The 16,701-nt window shown below is 63.3% G+C and carries 16 protein-coding genes; 8 read left to right on the top strand and 8 right to left on the bottom strand.

Features of this window, described 5'->3' with window-relative positions:
• Nucleotides 1-642, bottom strand: a 642-nt coding sequence (locus tag RBA40_RS30200) for a flagellin N-terminal helical domain-containing protein (protein ID WP_306652323.1), incomplete at its 3' end; no start/stop codon positions are given.
• A 247-nt stretch (nucleotides 643-889) separates the two neighbouring features.
• Complete coding sequence (locus RBA40_RS30195) at nucleotides 890-1,750, bottom strand: flagellin N-terminal helical domain-containing protein (RefSeq protein WP_099874647.1); 861 nt, start codon at nucleotides 1,748-1,750, stop codon at nucleotides 890-892.
• 271 nt (nucleotides 1,751-2,021) lie between these two features.
• Between RBA40_RS30195 and RBA40_RS30190 the strand changes: the two genes are divergently transcribed.
• The 7 genes from RBA40_RS30190 (at nucleotide 2,022) to RBA40_RS30160 (ending at nucleotide 10,660) form a co-directional block, all read left to right on the top strand.
• Entirely contained in the window at nucleotides 2,022-2,951 is a 930-nt protein-coding gene (locus tag RBA40_RS30190; protein ID WP_306652322.1) for a hypothetical protein, read from the top strand.
• A 25-nt stretch (nucleotides 2,952-2,976) separates the two neighbouring features.
• A complete protein-coding gene (locus RBA40_RS30185) occupies nucleotides 2,977-3,417 on the top strand; it encodes a hypothetical protein (RefSeq protein WP_306652320.1) in 441 nt (146 codons plus the stop codon).
• A 148-nt stretch (nucleotides 3,418-3,565) separates the two neighbouring features.
• The gene (locus tag RBA40_RS30180) at nucleotides 3,566-4,690 is read left to right on the top strand and encodes an acyltransferase family protein (protein WP_306652318.1); all 1,125 of its coding nucleotides are present in this window, start codon (nucleotides 3,566-3,568) and stop codon (nucleotides 4,688-4,690) included.
• Between the two features lie 904 nt (nucleotides 4,691-5,594).
• Nucleotides 5,595-6,593 (top strand): tRNA dihydrouridine(20/20a) synthase DusA, encoded by a 999-nt coding sequence (gene dusA, locus RBA40_RS30175; protein WP_306652317.1) that lies wholly within the window; start codon nucleotides 5,595-5,597, stop codon nucleotides 6,591-6,593.
• Between the two features lie 500 nt (nucleotides 6,594-7,093).
• Nucleotides 7,094-8,845 carry a methyl-accepting chemotaxis protein gene (locus RBA40_RS30170; RefSeq protein WP_306652315.1) on the top strand — a complete coding sequence of 584 codons (1,752 nt, stop codon included), beginning with the start codon at nucleotides 7,094-7,096 and terminating at the stop codon, nucleotides 8,843-8,845.
• 121 nt (nucleotides 8,846-8,966) lie between these two features.
• The gene (locus tag RBA40_RS30165) at nucleotides 8,967-9,308 is read left to right on the top strand and encodes an energy transducer TonB (protein ID WP_306652314.1); all 342 of its coding nucleotides are present in this window, start codon (nucleotides 8,967-8,969) and stop codon (nucleotides 9,306-9,308) included.
• Between the two features lie 128 nt (nucleotides 9,309-9,436).
• A complete protein-coding gene (locus RBA40_RS30160; RefSeq protein ID WP_306652313.1) occupies nucleotides 9,437-10,660 on the top strand; it encodes an MFS transporter in 1,224 nt (407 codons plus the stop codon).
• Between the two features lie 8 nt (nucleotides 10,661-10,668).
• On the opposite strand, the gene RBA40_RS30155 is transcribed toward RBA40_RS30160, so the two are convergent.
• Together RBA40_RS30155 and soxR are read right to left on the bottom strand one after the other, a co-directional pair.
• On the bottom strand, nucleotides 10,669-12,714 hold the full coding sequence (locus RBA40_RS30155) for an acyltransferase family protein (protein WP_306652312.1): 2,046 nt from the start codon (nucleotides 12,712-12,714) through the stop codon (nucleotides 10,669-10,671).
• Nucleotides 12,715-12,954: 240 nt separating this feature from the next.
• Nucleotides 12,955-13,446, bottom strand: coding sequence for a redox-sensitive transcriptional activator SoxR (gene soxR / locus RBA40_RS30150; RefSeq protein WP_306652310.1), 492 nt, complete (start codon nucleotides 13,444-13,446; stop codon nucleotides 12,955-12,957).
• Nucleotides 13,447-13,529: 83 nt separating this feature from the next.
• On the opposite strand from soxR, the gene RBA40_RS30145 reads away from it, so the two are divergent.
• Nucleotides 13,530-13,868, top strand: coding sequence for an antibiotic biosynthesis monooxygenase (locus RBA40_RS30145; protein ID WP_306652309.1), 339 nt, complete (start codon nucleotides 13,530-13,532; stop codon nucleotides 13,866-13,868).
• On the opposite strand, the gene RBA40_RS30140 is transcribed toward RBA40_RS30145, so the two are convergent.
• The 4 genes from RBA40_RS30140 to RBA40_RS30125 form a co-directional block, all read right to left on the bottom strand.
• Nucleotides 13,853-14,677, bottom strand: coding sequence for a DUF4349 domain-containing protein (locus tag RBA40_RS30140; protein WP_306652308.1), 825 nt, complete (start codon nucleotides 14,675-14,677; stop codon nucleotides 13,853-13,855). The two genes, RBA40_RS30145 and RBA40_RS30140, sit on opposite strands and share 16 nt — an antisense overlap.
• A 189-nt stretch (nucleotides 14,678-14,866) precedes the next feature.
• The gene (locus tag RBA40_RS30135; protein ID WP_306652306.1) at nucleotides 14,867-15,088 is read right to left on the bottom strand and encodes a hypothetical protein; all 222 of its coding nucleotides are present in this window, start codon (nucleotides 15,086-15,088) and stop codon (nucleotides 14,867-14,869) included.
• An 81-nt stretch (nucleotides 15,089-15,169) separates the two neighbouring features.
• The gene (locus tag RBA40_RS30130) at nucleotides 15,170-15,880 is read right to left on the bottom strand and encodes a hypothetical protein (protein WP_306652305.1); all 711 of its coding nucleotides are present in this window, start codon (nucleotides 15,878-15,880) and stop codon (nucleotides 15,170-15,172) included.
• 2 nt (nucleotides 15,881-15,882) lie between these two features.
• Nucleotides 15,883-16,293, bottom strand: coding sequence for a hypothetical protein (locus tag RBA40_RS30125; RefSeq protein WP_306652303.1), 411 nt, complete (start codon nucleotides 16,291-16,293; stop codon nucleotides 15,883-15,885).
• Nucleotides 16,294-16,701 lie beyond the last annotated feature (408 nt).

Here is a 16,701-nt window from a genome sequence, read left to right as displayed (position 1 = left end):
GCGCACGGTGCCGATCGAGGCGATGGCGGTGGAGAGCTTGTCGATGGTGGTCGAGGCGGAGCCGGCGGCGGTCAGTTCGGTGCCGACCGTGTTCGGGGCAACGTAATTGGCGGTCGTGGCAGTCACGTCGGTCACCAGGGTGGCCATGTTGGCACTCATGTTGACAGTCATTTTTTCACTGGTGCTCGAACCGATCTGGAACGTCATGGCCGAGGCGATGGTGCCGCCGACGAGCAGCTTGGCGCCACCGAAGGACGTGTTGGTCAGCACGTTGTTCAGTTCGGTACCGAGGGCATCGTATTCCGATTGCATCGCGGTCTTGTCGGCCGCGGTCGAGGAGGCATCGGCCGATTGCGTGGCCAGATCCTTCATGCGCACCAGCATGTTGCTCACTTCGTCGAGCGCGCCTTCAGCGGTCTGCAGCATCGAGGTCGAATTCTGGGTGTTGCGCATCGCCACGGCCATGCCGCTGGTCTGTGCTTTGAGGCGGGTGGCGATCTGCAGGCCGGCGGCGTCGTCCATCGATGAATTGATGCGGTAGCCGGTCGACAGGCGGGTCATCGAGGTCGACAGGCTGCCCTGGGTGCGGTTGATCGAATTTTGCGCGGACAGGGCAGCGTTGTTGGTGTGAAGGCTCAGCATGGTCAAACTCCTGGGGTTGGGTGGTTGCTTCTCGGAGCCGCACTGGTGTCGCGCTCTCATCAATACAAGGCGACACTTTCATGCGGGTCATTAAGTGCCGCATGGAAATATATTCGAAATAAATTTGCGTGTTGTCACTCTGGTCACGCGGCGCGGGAGGACGAAAAAAAACCAGCCGGGTGGACGGCTGGCTTTCCGGGGAACCCGGCTAGCTCAGCCGGGCGCGGTTCCTATGGCTGAGTGCGGATTACTGCAGCAGCGACATGACCATCGAGGACATGCTGTTGCTCTGTTTCAGCATGGCGGTGCCGGCTTGCAGCAGCATCTGGTTGGTGGTCATTTTCGAGCTTTCGCTGGCGAAGTCGACGTCCATGATGCGGCCGGTTGCGGCCTTGCTGTTGGTGCTGATGTTCGACAGGTTGTTGTAGACGTGTTCGAGGCGGTTGGCCGAAGCGCCCAGGGACGAACGCACGGTGCCGATCGAGGCGATCGCGGTCGAGAGCTTGTCGATCGTGGTCGAGGCGGTGCCGGCGGCGGTCAGTTCGGTACCAACCGAGTTCGGGGTGGTGTAGTTGGCGGTCGTGGCGGTGACGTCGGTGACCAGGGTGCCCATGCTGGTGGACATGTCCACGGTCATTTTTTCACTGGTGCTCGAACCGATCTGGAACGTCATGGCCGAAGCGATGGTGCCGCCGACGAGCAGCTTGGCGCCGCCGAAGGAGGTGTTGGTCAGTACGTTGTTCAGTTCGGTACCGAGGGCATCGTATTCCGACTGCATCGCGGTCTTGTCGGCTGCGGTCGAGGAGGCATCGGCTGCTTGCGTGGCCAGATCCTTCATACGCACCAGCATATTGCTTACTTCGTCGAGCGCGCCTTCAGCGGTCTGCAGCATCGAGGTCGAATTCTGGGTGTTGCGCATCGCAACAGCCATGCCGCTGGTCTGGGCTTTCAGGCGGGTGGCGATCTGCAGGCCGGCGGCGTCGTCCATCGACGAATTGATGCGGTAGCCGGTCGACAGGCGGGTCATCGAGGTCGACAGGCTGCCTTGGGTGCGGTTGATCGAATTTTGTGCGGACAGGGCAGCGTTGTTAGTGTGAAGGCTCAGCATGATCAAACTCCAGGTGTAGGGGGTGGGAACTTCGGAGTCGCGTTGCTTCGCGCTCTCCCAAGTACAAGACGACCGTTTCTTTGAAGTCATTAAGTGCCGTACGGAAATAAATTGACTTATTTTTCCGTTGTGGTGGGGGAGCACCCTGCCGCAACGATATTTCCCTTTGTAATGAATGACTTAGTGAATGCATGACCCGATTGAGAACGGATAAACCCCGACCACTGAGCGCGCGCCAAGATGAGGTTCTTTCATCTTGCGGGGAGTTATCATGAAATGTTTGCTTAAATCATCTGTCTTATCGCTCGCCATGGTCTGTCTGACGCACGGCGCCGGGGCCGAGCCGCCATCGACGACACAGCGCCCTGCCGATGTCGTCCGCACCACCGTTGTGGGCGGGGAAACATTAGTCATGAAGGGGGAGCGACTGATTGCCAGACTGACAGATGACCGGAGCACGCATTACTTCTATAAAGAGGGACGGCTCTCCAACATCTACCATTCGGACGGCAGGTTCGCCAGCTATTACTACGATGACGACCAGCGGCTCGAGCGGATCGAGTTTTCCGATGGACAGGTGCAACGGGCGGTGTATCAGGCTGGTGTCCTGGTATCGATCGACAGTTCCTCGGGCCAGCGCATGCACATGGCGCCGGCGCCGGCGCTTGACAATCGGATGGCGGCGCCCCCCGGCAAGCAGGCGCAGCTCACGTCGGCGGCGCTCTCCACTGCCGCGGGCATGGCGGTGGCGACCTCGGCGCCGGATGCCCTCAACAGAAAACTGATTGCCATCGTGGGCTGGCAGGAAAAGAGCTGGGAATGCCGTCTCGCGCCTGATGAACAGACCATTTGCACCGGGCGCGGGGGTGGGGGAGGCGGCGACAGCGGTGGCGGAGGTGGCGGCGGCGGCGCACCCTACGGCGGCACCGGCTGGACGCCCGGCGATGGCGCTCCCTCCGGCGGCGGTGGAGACGGCGGTGGAGACGGCGGTGGCGGAAACGGCGACAGCTACGGCGGCGGCCCGCGCTACCCGACCAATTTGCCCACGCGCATGAGTTGCCTGTCCGCTGCGAGCGAAACCTTCGAGATCATGCGCGATCAGGTGTGCACCATGGTCCGGGATCCGACCATCTGCATGGAGCAGAACTTGTTGCTCTTTCAGCAGCTGTGGCAAGAATGCATTGCCAGGTTCCCCCATTAAGCCTTCGCCTGTGAGGAGAAAGACCATGATTTCCATCGGATCGGATGACCTTCGACGCATCCAATATTTCATCTTCGCGGTCCAGCGGCTCAACGGCATCGCCAACGTCCTTTCCACCTGGATGGGGAATGGCACGATGACCGCCTGGGATGGCACGCCGGCCCGCTTTGCCGACTGCGAAGCGACGGCGATGGTGTATTTCGATGCGCGCGCCGGACAGGAGGGGCTGCGGCGCGACTATCTGGCGGCACTGCGGGCTGCTCGCCAGATCGACCAGACCCTGGCCGCCTTCCTGGCCGGCGGCGCGCAGGGCGACCTGAATGCCTTGCTGGAGCAGGCCAGCGCGGCGCTGAACCAGTTTGCGGGCATGATCGAGAGGCTGCCGGACTACCCCGGCGCGGAAATGGACGCCCCCGCATTCAGGACCGAAGCGCGCCACTGCTTATCGCTGCGCCAGTCTGCATAGCGCACGGTGGCCGGTCGCGGGCGGCGCCTGCCGTCCGCCGCCTCCGGATAAGTGCTGCGCAGCCGGTTCGTGTTGGCTTATCATTGTCATCCCGGCACGGCGCGCTGCGCGCGACACGCACTTTCCCAACTCAACCAACCAAGATGGTATGCCCCCGAACAATGCTTTCATCCGCGCCAGCGGCCTGGATACCTTGCGCGCCGTCGCCATTGCGCTCGTGTTGATGTCTCATTATGGTGGTTTTGTCAGCGGCAAAGATACCTTCGGCGTGGTGGGCAGCGTCGGCTGGACCGGGGTGGACCTGTTTTTCGTGCTCAGCGGCTATCTGATCGGCAACCAGATCCTGTCGGCGATCGCGCGCAAGGAAGCATTTTCGTTGAAGGCGTTTTTCGCCAAGCGCCTGCTGCGTACCTTGCCGAATTATTACTTCATGCTGGCCTTGTATTTTCTGCTGCCGGGCTTGCTCGGCGGCTCCAGCACCCCGCCGCTGTGGCAATTCCTTACCTTCACGCAGAATTTCGGTCTGGCTTATGGGCAAACGTTTACCCATTCCTGGTCCTTGTGTATCGAAGAACAATTTTATCTGGCGCTTCCCCTGGTGACGCTCGCGGTCGTGCGCTGCAAGCGGCCGCTTACCGTCGCCTGGTGCCTCATCGTCGGCGCCATCGCCGCCGGCATGCTGGCGCGCGGCAGCGCTTTTGTGCTGCACGAGTACGATGCGTTTTCGGCGCAGACGTATTACTCCACCTGGTGCCGCTTCGACGAATTGCTGCCGGGCGTGGCCATCGCCATGCTCAAGAACTTTCATGGCGCCCTGTACGAAAAGATACTGGCAAAGGGCAACCTGCTGCTCGGTGCCGGGCTGGCCGCCGTCGTCGCCACGCTGTATTGCGTGAAACAGGAATGGCCCGATACGATGCTCTCGACCACCTTCGGCTTTTCGCTGGTTGCCATCAGCTACGCCCTGCTGGTCATGGCGGCGCTCAGCCCGACGTCGCTGCTCGGCCGCGTGCGCGTGCCCGGCGCGACCCAGCTGGCCCTGTGGTCGTACGCCATCTACCTGATCCACAAACCGATCTTCATGGTCGCCGCGCCGCGTTTGCGCGACATGAAGATCGATGTCAACGCGCCGCTGACCGTGCTGCTGCTGTTCGCCATCAGCATCTTCGCCGGCTGGCTGCTGTTTCGCTGCGTGGAGACCCCGTTCATGCAGTTGCGCGCGCGCTGGTATCCCTCGCAGCGCGCGCCGGCGGGACTGGTGCCGGCGGCCTGACGAAGGGGCGTGCGTGGCTGGACGGGAAGCAATCGATCCGGATTCGAAGGGAAACCACGGACGTAAAAACCCGCTCGGGAAGCTTGCTTCGGGAAGCGGCAACTTCGCGGGCGCAGGCGCTGCCGGTGGCGCGGCCGGCTGGGGAATGGTGATGATGGGCGGCGGCCGCACGTAAGCTTGCGACGTCGGTTTCTCCGCCATCGTTGAGACCGCAAATATGGCGCCAATGTTGGCAAGGCCAAAGCCGATGACCCACTTGACAATATTTTTCATGTCTTTGTGCATCTCGGCGCGCATTTTTTCCATCTCGGCGCGCAACTCCCCTATTTGCCTGGCCATGTCGGTACACAGTTCGGCAAAGGCAGTGCGCAGCTCTGCGAAGCCAGTCTTCACGCTGACATCGACATTCGCCAGGCGCGCATCAACCCGCGCCTCGGAGGCGTCGAGCTTTGCATCGATCTCGTCGTTGGGGTTGTCATCTGCACTGCCATTCCTGTTTGCGGAAGAGTATGCCTTGCCTGGCGCGCTTTGCCACCATCGGTATCATGTTCGACAGCGCCAACCGCGAAACGTTCGCCCGGCTTGAGCTTGCCGGTTTCCTCGGGGTGCCCGACGATCAGGCGCCGGAATGTAATAGAATTCAGGCTGCGGCCATCCTGGCAGGTAGCCGCATCCATGTCGGACCCGAAGCGGCGCGCCCACCCGGCCGCTATGGGTTTTTGTCGGGAATGATTTGCTCGCCGACTTGTGGCCCGTCCGGCGCACATCAGCCACCCAGCTTCCGTTCCTCTTTCCAATAAACGCCACCCGTCATTTCTCCGTCCTGAGCGCGCAGGAAACCACACTGCCGCACACCGAGCATGAGTGACGGAGCGATACAAGCGCAATAATAACGAAATATAGTATGAAATCAAGCACTTACCGAAGCAGAAGAGTCTCTGTCGCGCCCATGATGGACTGGACCGACCGGCACTGCCGCAAGTTCCACCGCGAGATCACGCGCCATACCTGGCTCTACACCGAGATGGTGACCACCGGCGCGCTGGTGTACGGCGACGTCGAGCGCCATCTGCGCTTCAATGAAGAAGAGCATCCGGTCGCCCTGCAGCTGGGGGGCAGCGATCCGGCCGACCTGGCCACCAGCGCCAAACTGGGCCAGCAATGGGGCTACGACGAAATCAACCTGAACTGCGGTTGCCCGTCCGAGCGGGTGCAGAAGGGCGCGTTCGGCGCTTGCCTGATGGCCGAACCGCAACTGGTGGCCGATTGCGTGAAAGCCATGCGCGACGCCGTTACCATCGACGTCACCGTCAAGCACCGCATCGGGATCGACCGCAACGAGGAATACGGTTTCGTGCGCGATTTCGTCGGCACCATCGCCGATGCCGGCTGCAATACGTTCATCGTGCATGCGCGCAATGCGATCCTGAAGGGCTTGTCGCCCAAGGAAAACCGCGAGATTCCGCCGCTCAAGTACGAGGTGGCGTACCAGCTCAAGCGCGAGTTTCCGGACCTGGAAATCATCATCAACGGCGGTATCAAGACGTCCGACGAGATCGCGCTGCACCTGGCGCATGTGGATGGCGTAATGATGGGGCGCGAGGCCTATCACAATCCGTATGTCATGGCCGAGTACGATGCGCGCTTTTACGGCGACACGGCGCCGGTCAAGACGCGCGAGGAAGTGCTGGCCGCGATGATCCCTTATATACAGGCGCAGCTGGAGCAGCATGCGGCGCGCGGCTTGAAACTGAACACCATCACGCGCCACATGCTGGGGCTGATGGCCGGGCTGGGTGGCGCGCGCAGTTTCCGCCAGGTGATGTCCGACCCGAAGCGCCTGGCCGCAGCCGATCCGCATCTGTTGCTGGAAGCGGCGGCCGGGATGCGTCGGGCGCCGTAGCGTCGGGCGCCGTAGCGTCGGGCGCCGCAGCGCCGGCCGCCGCAGCGCCGCGCCGCATGGCAGGAGCGCAGGACCGGGCCACGTCTCCCCCCGCCCGGCAGCCACGCCTGCCACCCTCGCTTTCGCCACCACCGCATGCCCGGCCTTGACTGGGCATGCGCGCTGTCTTCCCCCCGCGCTCTGTAGTTACATCCATAAAACTCTCTCAATTGCGCATATGCATTTTTGCTTGCTATATAGCAAAAAATGCCTCTATAATCCCTTCATCTTTTGCCCGTTTTGTGATTTGCGGCAACACCAATTTGCCTGTTGTTGCACTGAAACAATTCGTTCTCAAATCAACTTTTTTGCATGCGCAGTCACTGTTTTGATTTATCCTAAATGGAACGCAGATAGCCAGCGTTTCTTCAAAGACAGCATCAAGCCGGTCCCAGCAGGACCGCACAGTACGCGCGGTGACCCTGACTAATCGATCAACCGTTCCATAGAAAAGACGCGAAATGAATTTATCCAACATGAAGGTCGGCACCCGTTTAGGTCTTGGATTTCTCCTGGTCCTGTCTTTTCTGGTCGCGGTCACCATCGTCGGGATCATCAGCATGGCGCAGATCCAGGCCCGTTTGGATAACGTCGTCGGCGTCAACAATGTGGTGACCCGTCTGGTGATCGACATGCGCACCAATGTCAGCGAGCGCATCGTGTCGCTGCGGATCCTGACCCTGATGACCGATTCGGGCGACATGGAACCGGAAATGAAGCGCATCAAGGAACAGACGGCCAAGTACGATGCCGCCCAGAAAAAACTGAGCGAGAAATTCGCCAGCGGCGCCTCGGCCGAGGAAAAGAGCTTGCTGGCTCAGATCAAGGAACATGAAGCGCTGGCCATGCCGGCCCTGGCCAAGGCGTCCGAACTGTGGATGGCCGACAAGGCCGAAGACGCGACCCGCGTGATGATCAAGGAAATCCGCCCGGTCCAGAAAAAATGGATGGACGCGCTGGAACAGCTCGCCGCCCTCGAAGACAAGCTCAATAGCTCAGCCCAGAAAGATGCCGAAAACGGTTTTGAAAACGCCCGCCTGACCATGCTGATCCTGGGCGGCGTCGCCATCCTGCTGGGCGGTATCGCGGCCGTCTTCATCACGCGCGGCCTGCTCAAGCAGCTCGGCGGCGAACCGGACTACACCGCCAGGATCGCCAGCAGCATCGCCCATGGCGACCTGTCGGTCCGCATCGATACCAGCGGCGCCGACAAGGGCAGCCTGCTGATGGAAATGCGCGAAATGCGCAACAGCCTGAAAGACATCGTCGGCCAGGTGCGCGGCGGCACCGAAACCATCGGCACTGCGTCGCGTGAAATCGCGGCCGGCAATATCGACCTGTCTTCGCGTACTGAAATGCAAGCGAGCGCCCTGGAAAAGACCGCCTCGGCCATGGAAGAACTGACCTCGACCGTGAAACAGAACGCCGACAATGCCCGCGAAGCGAACCAGCTCGCCGCCAGCGCCTCGGACGTGGCCCGCAAGGGTGGCGACGTGGTGTCGCAAGTGGTCGACACGATGGGTTCGATCAACGCCTCGGCCAACAAGATTGTCGACATCATCGGCGTGATCGATGGCATCGCCTTCCAGACCAACATCCTGGCGCTGAACGCGGCGGTGGAAGCGGCCCGTGCCGGCGAACAGGGCCGCGGCTTCGCGGTCGTGGCCTCGGAAGTGCGCAACCTGGCGCAGCGTTCCGCGGCGGCGGCGAAAGAAATCAAGACCCTGATCGGCGATTCGGTCGAGAAGGTCGAGCGCGGCAGCAAACTGGTCGGCCAGGCTGGCGTGACGATGGATGAAGTCGTCGCCAGCGTCAAGCGCGTCACCGACATCATGGGTGAGATCGCCAACGCCAGCCAGGAACAGAGCGCCGGCATCGAGCAGGTGAACATGTCGATCATCGAGATGGACAGCATGACCCAGCAGAACGCGGCCCTGGTCGAACAGGCCGCCGCCGCCGCCCAGAGCCTGCAGGACCAGGCCAGCGAGCTGGCGCACGTGGTCAGCATCTTCAAGCTGATCGAAGGCGAAGAAACCCATGTCGCCGCGCCTGCCGCGCTGGCGGCGGCAGTGCCGGCCCGTCCGGCCAAGGCAGCGCCGCTGCGCGTGGCCAAGCCGGTCCTCAAGCGTCCGGCGCCGGCTGCAGCGGCAGCGCCCGCCAGGCCGAAAAAGGCGGCTGCCACGAGCGGCAGCGATGAATGGGAAGAATTCTGATCCGCTTCCCGGCCGGCCCCACAAGCCAGGGCAGGGTGGATGGACAGGTGCAGTGCAAACTGCAGCGTTAGCGCCGACGTGATACAGGCGCGCGGTTGTACCTTATTTCCAGGGAAATTGTATGTTGACCTCTACGCGTTTGATGAGTGCGATTGGCGCCTTGCTGGTGTGCGGCACCGCCGCGGCGGCCGAAGTACCGGCCAGTTTCGATGCCGGCAAGTGCAAGGCCGAGTATCCCAAGGCCTCGCTGATGAACGAGGAACAGGGCACGGTGTCGATGTCCTTCCTGGTCGGCCCGGACGGCTCGGTGGTCGAATCGAAGCTGGAAAAAACCAGCGGCTTCAAGAATCTCGACAAGGCCGCCATCAAGTCGATCAGCGCGTGCAAGTTCAAGCCGGGCACCAAGGATGGCGCCCCGGCCCAGACCTGGACCAAGGTCGACTACGCCTGGAAGCTCGACTGATCGCTTAGCCACCGTTCCACGCGACCAGCCCGCCCGGGCCGGTCGCCGCGGCAGCGCGCTCCTGCGCTGGCGGCAAAAAATAAACATTGCCGTTTACTTATTTCTGACGTGCATGTATGTTCGCGCGCATGCACATCAAACTCCTCATTGCCGCAGCCTGCTTGCTGGGGCTGTTCTCGACCATCGGCGCGGCGCTGCCATATCCCATCCTGCCGCCGCTGTTCGCCTCGGGCGCCAGCAACGGCCTCAATTCCTTCCTCGGGCTGCCGCCCAAGATGCTGTTCGGCCTGGCCCTGACCATCAATCCGCTCGGCCTGCTGATCGGCAATACCTTGCTCGGGCCGCTGTCGGACCGCTATGGCCGCCGCCCCGTACTGATGGTGACCACCTTCGGCGCCGCCCTCGGCCATGTGCTCACGGCGCTGGCGCTGCTGCTCGAATCGTATCCGCTGTTTATCCTGGCCCGCTTCGGCACCGGTCTGCTGGAAGGCAACGGCGCCGTGGTGCGCGCCATGCTGGCCGACCGCCTCGAGGGCGAGCTGCGCGTGCGCGCGCTGTCCTGGCTGAACGGCGCTTTCTACCTGGGCTGGCTGGCCGGACCGCTGCTGGCCGGCGCCACCGTGGTGTGGGGCATCGCCGTGCCATTCTGGATCGCCGCCGGCGCGCTGGTGCTGACCACGGCGCTGGTGGCGGCGGTGCTGCCGCGCGAGACGGCCTCGCTGGCCACTACCTCGTGGTGGTACGTGGCGCGCCACCAGCATGCGTTTCACCTGCTGCGCCACGCCGACCTGCGCAAGCTGTTCATCGTCCAGTTCGCCTATACCTGCGGGGTGACGGCGTTTTACGAATTCTATCCCCTGTGGCTGGTGGAATTTCCCGGCTACGGCGCGCCCGGCATCGCCTGGATCACGGCCGGTTTGTGCGCGGTGATGACGTTTACGGCCGTGTTCGCCGGTCGCCCGAGCCGCATTGCGCCACTGCAGCGGGCCGCCTGGAGCGCTTTTGGCGGCGCCGCCGCCATTGCCGCGCTGGCGCTGGGCAATGTGTGGCTGGGATTGGTGGCGATCGTGCTGTTCGGCATTCCGAATGCGTTTTATAACGCCATCGTGCCGGGCTGGTGCGCCGAGCGTTTCGGCGCCCTGGGGCAGGGTGCGGTGATGGGTTTGCTGTCGACCACGTTTTGCCTGGCCAATATTGTCATGGCGCTGGTCGGCTCGGTGCTGACCCTGGTCGATACGCGCCTGGTGCTGATGCTGGGCGCGGTGCTGTCGGCCTGGGCCGCGTGGCGCCTGCTGGGCTGGCGCGTGCAGATGGCCGGTCCCGCCGCGACGGGCGGGACCGGCGAAGGCTGAGCGGCGAATCAGCCCGCCGGTGGCGGCTTGACCAGGGCCGTCGGCAGCGGCTGGGTGACCGCGTTGGCGCCTGCCGGAGCGCGCAGCATGGTCGGATCGAGGAAGCTGGCGGCGCGCCGGCTGTAGGCGGGACGCATGTGGATGGTGTCCGTGTACAGCGGCGAACCGGTCTCGTCGAGCACCGGGCAGACATTGTCCTTGCACATGAACTGGGCCGGTTCGATGACGATGGCGCCGGTGTCGGCGGCAATCGCGGTCAGGCGGGCGAGCGGGGCGGCGTTGCGCTGGCGGTAGTCGGCCAGGTCGAACACGGGCACCTTGGGCACCGGCGCGATGGCGCCGAAACGCGAGCCGGTGTACATCGACTGCGGATCGAAGGCGGAACCGGACGGCGGCTGCAGCACCAGGAATACGCGCTTGCCGTTCTTGCGCAGGTTGGCCATGCTGGCGCGCAGCGACTCGTAGGCCAGTTCCTGCGCATCGGCCGCCGGGAAGGTTTTCTTGAGCGCGCCCTTTTCATACAGCAATTCGTGCTGGCCGGCGTTGAAGTAGCCGTACCAGGCCGCGCCCACCACCACGGTGTCGACTTCCGGGCTGTTGGCCAGCGCGTAGGCCGCCTTGACCGTCTTCGGACACAGCGGGAAGCGGAACTGCGGCAGGCGCACCGTGTGCTCGATCGGCGGGCAGCCGCCGGCGGTGGCAAAGATGACGCTGCTGAAGCGCGCCGGATCGCTGGCCACGGCGTGTTCGATGCGCGGGCCGTACTGCTGCACCACGGAGTCGCCCAGGAACACGGTCAGGCCCGGACCGCGGCTGACGGCTTTCTGGAACACCACGCCGTCGTAGCGCATCGGCGCCAGGGTCGGGCCGGGGAACTGGCTGTCGTTCAAAGCCGCCAGATACGGCTCGGCGCCATGGGTATCGATGCGTTCGCGCAGCAGGCTGGTGCTGATCGTCAGACCGAGCACGGCAATGGCGACCATGCCCAGGCCGAGCGACCAGGTCGTGCGGCTGCGGTCGCGCCGTTCGCGCAGCGGGATTTCGACCAGGCGGTAGGTCAGGTAAGCGAGCACGAAGCCGGCGCCCACGAGGACCAGCTTGACCACGATCGGCGGCTTCTGGCCGTAGATGATGTGGCCGTAAGACAGCAGCGGCCAGTGCCACAGGTACAGGGGATAGCTGATCAGCCCGATAGCGACGGGCAGGCGCCGTCCCAGCACCAGGCGGTTGAGCAGGGCGTTCTTGCCGGCCAGGATCAGCATGCAGGCGCCGCCGACCGGCAGCATGGCCCACCAGCCAGGGAATACCGACTGCGCATTGGTCAGCCAGAAGGCCAGGCCCAGCAGCAGCGCGCCGCCCAGCGACAGCGCCGTGCCGTGCCGCTCGAAGCGCTGCGGGTGATGCAGGTGCAGGTAGGCGACCACGCCGCCGGCCATCAGTTCCCAGAAGCGCGTGAGCGGCGAAAAGAACGCGGCCACCGGATGGTCGCCCACCAGCAGCACGTTGGCGCTCATCGAGATCACGAAGATCACGCCGGCGACCCACAGGAAGCGCAGCTTGCGCGAGAACACCAGCCACAGGATCAGCGGCCACAGGATGTAGAACTGTTCTTCGACGCCGAGCGACCACAGGTGCAGGAACGGCTTGGTGATGCCGTCGTTGTCGAAGTAGCCCGCTTCATTCCACAGCACCAGGTTCGACACGAAGAGCGTACCGGCCACGGCGTGCTTGCCGATCTGCTGGAACTCGCCCTGCAGCAGGATCACCCAGCCGAAGGCGAGGGTGGCCAGCATGACCACGGTCAGGGCCGGGAAAATACGGCGGATGCGGCGCACGTAAAAGTCGGCGATGCTGAACGTGCCCTTTTCGAGCTGCGAAATCAGGATCGAGGTAATCAGGAAGCCGGAAATGACAAAGAAAATGTCGACGCCCACGAAGCCGCCGGCGAACCAGGTCGGCCAGGCATGGAACACGATTACGGCGATGACCGCCAGCGCACGCATGCCATCGATATCGGGCCGGTAGGCGAGGGCGCCTGCGTGCGCGGTATGCAAATTGGTTTGAATGACTGTCTCCAGGAGGAATTGAGTAAATAACAATGCCGACAACACGCGCATTATAGAGGAAGCGCTCCGGCGGGTTGTAAATAGTTCAATCCAGTGCGCGTGTAAAGATTGTCGAAAACACCCTGTGTTTTGCCCTTTCTATTGGTTCGACAGCGCGCGTCGGGCGGCGTTCCCATTGTAAGGCGCCGGGCGCGCCGCGATCAAAGTGGGGTGCCCGTTCGGGCTTGCTCAGCCGGGCGCGTCGTCCTCGTGCGCGCTCTGGCCGATCCAGATGCGGTGCGGTCCCGGCCCCTTGCTGGCCAGCTTGTCTTGCGGATTGCGCAGCCGGCAGCGCTCCAGCGAGAGGCAACCGCAGCCGATGCAATCATCCAGGGTGTCGCGCAGTTTCTTCAGTTGGGCCATGCGCAGGTCGAGGTCCTGGCGCCATGCGGCCGACAGGCGCGCCCAGTCGTCGCGGCTGGGCGCCGTGCTGCCGAGGGTGGCCAGCGCGGCCTCGATCTCGGCCAGGCTGATCCCCACGCGCTGCGCCACCCGGATGAAGGCGATGCGGCGCAGCACGTCGCGCGTGTAGCGGCGCTGATTGCCGCCGCTGCGCGCGCTGGCGATCAGGCCCTTGGTTTCGTAGAAATGCAGGGTGGACACGGCCACGCCGCTGCGGCGCGCGACGTCGCCCACCGACAATGTCGGAAACGCTTCGCCCGGTGCGAATTTATCTGGCACGGAAGACTCCTTGACCTCAACTTAACTTGATGTTTTAGACTGGCTTGCATTGGTTCGGCAACCATTCTAAAGGAGAATTTCGCATGGCAAGGAACACAGTCAGGAACCCGTCCGACGGGGTATTTCGCATCGATAAATTTGTCGTGCCGGAAGCGTCGCTGACGGCCTTCGTGGAGCAGATGCGCCAGATCCAGGCGATGTTCGAGCGCCTGCCCGGCTGGCGCCAAAAGCATTTATTGACGCAATATGCCGGCACCGGGGAATTTAATGTGGTGACCATGGTCGAATGGAAGACGGCCGCCGCGATGGCGGTGGCCCAGGAAATCGTGCAGCAGCAATTTACGCAGGAGGGGATCGCACCGGCCCAGGTGCTCGAGCGCCTAGGGGTGCGCTCGGACCGCGGGTTCTACATAGCCGCTTGAGCGCGGCGGGCCTTGCGCTTGCGGTAAAGCTTGCGCAGCCACAGGAACAGAGGCAAGCCGACCAGCAGCCATGGCAGCACGGCGACGGTCACGGTGATCAGGGTCGCGAGGCTCGACATGAGCACGCGCCCCGATTCGCCGGCCGCTTCCACCACCGGCGCGGCCCAGCTACCGGCGGCGGCCAGCGACTGCGGCACCAGGGTCACTTCGACGCGGGTGGTTTCGGTCTGTCCTGCCAGCGCCTTGCGCTTGCCCTGGATGCTGTCGAGCTCAGCCTGGATGGTGGAAAGCTGCTTTTCGGCGGCCAGCACCTCCTCCAGATTGCCCGAGCGTTTGGCGAGCAGGTCCAGGATGCGGGTTTTCAGTGCCGTCAGGTTGGCGATCCGGGCATCAACGTCGATCACCTCGCTGGTCAGGTCTTCGCTTTCGCGCTGGTGCTGCCGCAGCTTGCCGTGTTTGAGCAAGATGTCGAGAAAGCTGTCGAACGCGTGCGGGGCAATCCGCGCGGTCAGCGTGGCCTGGGCCGGGTTGTACGGGCCGCCGCCCCGGTTCTGGTCGGCCCTGAGCACCACGCAGGCGAGCTTGAGGCAGGCTGCCTGGATGGCGTCGAAATGCTTGTCCAGATCGGCCTCGGGCGCTTCGAGCAGCAGCTTGTGCCGCGTGGCGATGTAGCGTCTGGCCGCTGGCGTGTCGAGCGCCGCATCGGCGGCCTTTCTTGAAAGCTGTTGCGCGCTGTCGGCACTTTTTCCGAGGTTTTGCGAACAGGCGGACAGCAAAACGACAATGGCGACACCGAAAAGAAATTTCATGGGAGGGGCGGGAAATGGATGTTGAGGGAATAATAACATCACGCCCATGCCTGTCCCTGGCCAGCGCAGGCTGGTGCGTCCGCGGCGGCTGCGCGGGAACGGGCTGGGCCGCCTCGGATCATTCGGGCGGTCCCCGTCATGCCGGTAGTCACCCGGCGGCAATCGCGTACTGCCTGCCGGTGGCGCAGGCTAGCTGACGGCGGCGGCGCGCAAGCGGCGTGCGGCCTGGCGGCGGTCGTAGCTTTCGATCAGCGCGTCCTGGGCGACTTCATCGCCGATGCCGCGCAGTTTGAGAAAGCGCTGGGCGGCATCGCTGCCGAAGGCGCGCTGCAAGGCAATGGCTTCGTGCAATTGCGCTGCGGTTTCGAGGTCCTGGCGACGTTCTTCGTGACGGCGGTCTGCATCGTCCATGTTGTTCTCCTGGTTACTGTATTGAATTTATAGCACGCAGAGAAAATGCATGCTCGAAATACGCGTATCGAACGCGGGTGCTTACGCGAACGTCAGCAGGCCGGCGAAACGGATGGCGAGTGCATGCAGGGGCGAGGAGACCATGGGTGCCGGGCTGTGGGTACTGTCGGTGCCGCAGTTGCCGCAGTAGTGGCGCCGGTGTGGCGTTTGCGCGAAACTGCCCAGGTCCAGATGTGGATGGCCGCAGCGTGCGCAGTCGACGCAGCCGGGCGCCGGTGCGCCCGATGCCGCCCGTGTGTAGGCCAGCAGGGCGGGCGGGGTGATGTTGACCTGGACGATGCCGGTACCGGGAAACAGTGCGCGGTCGCCGCTGCTGCAAAGCGCCACTGCCGCGCAGCGCCCGGACGGGGTGGCCTGCACTGCGGCGGGCACGCTGGCCAGCTCCATGGCGCCACCCGGAGCCCGCGAAACCGTCACGCTGGCGCAGGCCGCCAGGTCGATCACGGGCGGACGCAGGGCGTAGCCCATTTTTTCCGCGTGCCGCGCGCAGCGGCGCTGGCCGCCGTGCGCCAGCGCGGCCAGGTCCGCCTTCACGCCCCAGTACGTCTGATGCGTGCGGCACCAGTGGCGCGCGGCGCCGTTGCGGTATTTGCCGGCCGCGACCAGCACGCAGGCGACCAGCGCGTCGTCGCCTTGGTCGGCAGGAAAGTGTCCTGAAAGCTGGCTGGTGGCCACCGTGATGTGCCCGACCGTGGCCTCATGCGGCCAGCAGATGCCGGCAACGTGCTGCAAGCTCAGTCGGAATGGGCGATATACAGGTCGCCCTTGCCGTCCGGCAGCCAGGTTTCGGCGATATCGGAACTGACGTCGAAAAAGCCCACGCCGTGTCTGGCGGCGAGCCGGGTGACGGTGGCGTGCGCTTCGTCGATCTGGTCCCACGAAAACGTGATGTAGATGAGCGACTTGCCGATGGTGTAGTCCGTGCCGGAACTTTCCTCATCCTCGCCGGCCAGGTCTTCGAGCGCCACGGCCGGGAAGGTTTGCACGATCTCGGCGTAGAACGCTTGCAGCGCCGGGCTGGCGACGGCCGGGTCGGCGTAGGAATGGCCTTCACCCCATTCGGCTTGTTCGTCATACCAGGCCAGGAAAGCCTCGCGCTTCTTGGGTGCGGCTTCCGGGGCGAAAACCATCAGGTCGTAACTCATGCGTGTGGGCCTCCAAAGTTGACATGCGCCGGACGGCACGTGCGGTATTGTAGTCGACCGGCCGCCGCCCGGCGCCGCTCGCAGCTGATTGACGAGGGGGGCTGCAGCGGTTTCAGCGCCTTCATGTTGTCGAAATGCCATCGACCCTCTATTTTTTCGAAGTAATAATGCATTTTGTCAATAGCTACTGAATGGAAATATTTATTTTTATAAAAATGAAATCTGACGCAAATTGCAGGTATCGTTCTGGGCCAAATTTGTATTTATTTCTGCTTCGGCAGCTCACTCGGAAGCGCAGTTTTTTATGAACCACAAAGAAATACAGGCAGACGCCTTTTTCTGGGCGTTGCAAGGTATTTGCGCGCTTCACCGACAGCCTTTTTCCCTCGAACTTGCGCAGCAACAGCT

It is taken from the genome of Massilia pseudoviolaceinigra, assembly GCF_030846505.1.
In the GTDB taxonomy this organism is placed as follows: Bacteria; Pseudomonadota; Gammaproteobacteria; order Burkholderiales; family Burkholderiaceae_D; genus Telluria_A; species Telluria_A violaceinigra.
The sequence above is the reverse complement of the archived record's forward strand: the minus strand, read 5'-3'. Positions and strand labels throughout refer to the sequence as shown.

Excerpts from the sequence above, each read along its gene's own strand:
- RBA40_RS30195 (WP_099874647.1), bottom strand. The coding sequence starts at position 1,750 with ATGCTGAGCCTTCACACTAACAACGCTGCCCTGTCCGCACAAAATTCG.
- RBA40_RS30190 (WP_306652322.1), top strand. The coding sequence starts at position 2,022 with ATGAAATGTTTGCTTAAATCATCTGTCTTATCGCTCGCCATGGTCTGT.
- RBA40_RS30185 (WP_306652320.1), top strand. The coding sequence starts at position 2,977 with ATGATTTCCATCGGATCGGATGACCTTCGACGCATCCAATATTTCATC.
- RBA40_RS30180 (WP_306652318.1), top strand. The coding sequence starts at position 3,566 with ATGCCCCCGAACAATGCTTTCATCCGCGCCAGCGGCCTGGATACCTTG.
- dusA (WP_306652317.1), top strand. The coding sequence starts at position 5,595 with ATGAAATCAAGCACTTACCGAAGCAGAAGAGTCTCTGTCGCGCCCATG.
- RBA40_RS30170 (WP_306652315.1), top strand. The coding sequence starts at position 7,094 with ATGAATTTATCCAACATGAAGGTCGGCACCCGTTTAGGTCTTGGATTT.
- RBA40_RS30165 (WP_306652314.1), top strand. The coding sequence starts at position 8,967 with ATGTTGACCTCTACGCGTTTGATGAGTGCGATTGGCGCCTTGCTGGTG.
- RBA40_RS30160 (WP_306652313.1), top strand. The coding sequence starts at position 9,437 with ATGCACATCAAACTCCTCATTGCCGCAGCCTGCTTGCTGGGGCTGTTC.
- RBA40_RS30145 (WP_306652309.1), top strand. The coding sequence starts at position 13,530 with ATGGCAAGGAACACAGTCAGGAACCCGTCCGACGGGGTATTTCGCATC.
- RBA40_RS30140 (WP_306652308.1), bottom strand. The coding sequence starts at position 14,677 with ATGAAATTTCTTTTCGGTGTCGCCATTGTCGTTTTGCTGTCCGCCTGT.
- RBA40_RS30135 (WP_306652306.1), bottom strand. The coding sequence starts at position 15,088 with ATGGACGATGCAGACCGCCGTCACGAAGAACGTCGCCAGGACCTCGAA.
- RBA40_RS30125 (WP_306652303.1), bottom strand. The coding sequence starts at position 16,293 with ATGAGTTACGACCTGATGGTTTTCGCCCCGGAAGCCGCACCCAAGAAG.